Source organism: Planktothrix sp. PCC 11201, assembly GCF_900009135.1.
Classification (GTDB): domain Bacteria; phylum Cyanobacteriota; class Cyanobacteriia; order Cyanobacteriales; family Microcoleaceae; genus Planktothrix.
Genome location: NZ_LT797687.1, coordinates 1 through 2,158 on the forward strand (window position 1 = coordinate 1; position 2,158 = coordinate 2,158).

2 protein-coding genes are annotated in these 2,158 nt (G+C 40.1%); one reads left to right on the forward strand and one right to left on the reverse strand.

The genetic code is table 11. From position 1 onward, the window contains the following. Positions 1 to 83 precede the first annotated feature (83 nt). Positions 84 to 281: an NAD(P)H dehydrogenase subunit NdhS gene (locus PL11201_RS01000; protein WP_026795595.1), complete on the reverse strand. Its 198-nt coding sequence runs from the start codon at positions 279 to 281 to the stop codon at positions 84 to 86. A 1,223-nt stretch (positions 282 to 1,504) separates the two neighbouring features. Between PL11201_RS01000 and PL11201_RS01010 the strand changes: the two genes are divergently transcribed. Continuing rightward, a complete protein-coding gene (locus tag PL11201_RS01010) occupies positions 1,505 to 1,777 on the forward strand; it encodes a hypothetical protein (RefSeq protein WP_079676801.1) in 273 nt (90 codons plus the stop codon). Positions 1,778 to 2,158 lie beyond the last annotated feature (381 nt).

Here is a 2,158-nt window from a genome sequence, read left to right on the forward strand (position 1 = left end):
AGGGGGAGCAGGGGGAGCAGGGGAAGCAGGGGGAGTAAACTCTTTCTATTACCCATTCGTAATTCGTAATTCGTAATTCGTAATTACTTTTTGCCTTTGCGTCCGGCGGTGGTATCAATGGCTTCTAGTTCAGAACGTCTGAACGTAACCAGTTTATCCCAGTTGCCTCCTTCAAACAGAACAGCGACTTTCCCGTCACTGACTCGTTGAACTAGACCTTGGAAACCGTAGTAAGTATCAATAGGGTTCGTGACTCGCACGGCGGAACCTGGCAAAATCATAATATTTTCAAGTTTGGGTGAACTCAATCTCAGTTTACCGCCCCAGTCCCAGATTGTTAAGGGGGGGGGTGAAATTATCGTCTTTTCCCAAAAGTCAAAAATGCCAATAGGAGAACGTTTTAGCCATTTTTGAAAAAAAACTTTCCCAAAACCCTTGCACAAATCAAAATAAAATGCTTAGATATAGAAATGTGAAAATTCAAAAGCGAATCAACACATAACCCAATACGGGGGCGTGGCGGAATGGTAGACGCTACGGACTTAAAGATAAATTGAGCCTTGAGGCGAGAAATCTCTCAAGTGTAAGCTGTCAAATTCAGGGAAACCTAAATCTGTGAATTCAGACAAGGCAATCCTGAGCCAAGCCTAGGGGTATTAGAAACGAGGGAGTTTCCCCAATCTAACATCAATACCTAGGAAGGTGCAGAGACTCGACGGGAGCTACCCTAACGTAAAGCCGAGGGTAAAGAGAGAGTCCAATTCTCAACGCCAATTGGTAGTAGCGAAAGCTACGGGAGAATGAAAATCCGTTGACCCTTATCCGGTCGTGTGGGTTCAAGTCCCACCGCCCCCATACCTAATAGTTTAAATATAGCTAGAAATCAGCAAGTTAAGTTGATAATCTAGCCTTAAACTACTCAATACTTACTCAATACCCTAATAGTCTAACGGGTTAATTGAGCGATTAGCACTACACAGTTATATAGATTGTTGTTATAGGTTTAAGAGCGATCACTAAAGTAAAACTTATGGCCCGTCAATAGACGATATTACTTAAAGGACTTAGCTTATTCTCTCCCGATCCATAAGACTTAAATATTTACTTCCCTAAGTACATACAATGGGAAGATAAGTTAGAAGTTTACGGAACGGTAAAAATTATCATGGGTAAGATTGAGAACTTGGAGAAGGGTAGAGTTAAACGGTATGTAGGGGATGATGAGAAGGTAAAGACTACCCTGTCATTATCACGCTCTACAAGGGACTACTTGAGTCAGTATGGCAATGGTATGAGTGAAACGATAGAGTACCTAGTATGGGTACACAGCAAGGGTAAAGCGGGTTTAGTGACACAGAAATTTGAGATGTTAAAGATTAGATAATATAAAATTCTACATTGTAGATTCTACATTGTAGAATTATAAACATGAACTTAGTACACTACTTTACTGAATCAGTGTTACAGTGATATTACTAAACAGTAGTAAACACTTAAAAAAGTTATGCCTAACTACAATCCAAATACGGAAGGATTAAGTCAACCAAAATGGGTTAATAAACCAGTGAAAGTCTACCGACTACCAGAAGCGATTGCACCTAAAGTTTTAGAATATGCCCACAAATTGGACAATGGGAGTTATGACCGTCAAGCTGAATTGGATACCGCCATTGACACCCTAACCCAAGCCCTAACCCTACCTGCTAACACAGGGGGTGCTATCAAAAAGGAAATCAGAAAAGCTCTGGATAAACTGGTAGAACTCAATAGTCTATAAATTTTTCATGCGATAAATAAATAAAAGCTGGTATAGCTGGTAAAGACTCCCTCTATGTAAGGGTTCAAGCTGGTACACTACCCCCTAACAAGCTGGTAACTAACCTGGGTAAAGCTGGTAAAAAAAATAAATTTAACTAAAATAGCTGTGTAGGCCGTGTAAGAAAATTGAAAGTATTGATATATAAGGGTTATAACCTTACACAACCCCCTTACACAACCCAACACAATCCCCCTAACCAGTTTTATCCTAAATAGCTTGTAACCATTATCCCGTAAGCATTACAGCATTTACACAGCCTACACAGTGAAAATAATCAAAAAAGAACCCCTTGATAGTTAGTCAGGGGTTTTAATGTTTGGGGTGATGGTGGGTTAGTTA

Bases quoted from the DNA above. Each gene is read 5' to 3' on its own strand.
- PL11201_RS01000 (WP_026795595.1), bottom strand. From the start codon at position 281: ATGATTTTGCCAGGTTCCGCCGTGCGAGTCACGAACCCTATTGATACT.
- PL11201_RS01010 (WP_079676801.1), top strand. From the start codon at position 1,505: ATGCCTAACTACAATCCAAATACGGAAGGATTAAGTCAACCAAAATGG.